Consider the following 514-nt stretch of genomic DNA (forward strand, 5'->3'; position numbering starts at 1 on the left):
GGCCTGATCCACCGGGACGATGACAAGCACTGGCGCGGTGGCCTGTTCTACATCAACCGCGAAGACCATGCGCTGGTCGTTCCGCGCCGGTTCGGTCTGGGATGGACGCTAACTTCGGCAATCCCAGGGCAGCGATGCTTCTGGCCGGTGCGGCCGCGCTGATCGGCCTGGCGGTCAGCCTCCGTTTTGGCGGCTGACCCAGACCATAGCGTCGCGAGTGGACTTGCGTCCCTCCCCAATGTCTATCGGTAACGGCGAAAGCCCCTGCCTCGAGAGGCTTTCCCATGTGCCGGGTGTGCGGGCGGGGCGGCGTTCACAGGCCGCCTGACCAGGGTCCCGGCGCGCCCCCGGCGACCCTCATGGAGCCAACTGCCGTCTGCTCGCAGCAACGGTGGCGGACGTTCGGGACCCGTGTCCTGCATGCCCGGCGTACGCCTAAAGACTTGATGCCTCATTCCCTCCGGACGAAGGGCACGACTGTGACTGTGTGGGCCCACCGCCATTGGGATCAGGA

1 protein-coding gene is annotated in these 514 nt (G+C 66.5%); it reads left to right on the plus strand.

What is annotated here, in order from left to right; genetic code table 11:
• Positions 1-51 precede the first annotated feature (51 nt).
• Positions 52-162 carry a DUF5808 domain-containing protein gene (locus AC1DM5_RS36555; RefSeq protein ID WP_477976960.1) on the plus strand — a complete coding sequence of 37 codons (111 nt, stop codon included), beginning with the start codon at positions 52-54 and terminating at the stop codon, positions 160-162.
• The last annotated feature ends 352 nt before the right edge of the window (positions 163-514 follow it).

It is taken from the genome of Rhizobium sp. 01T437 (assembly GCF_056398505.1).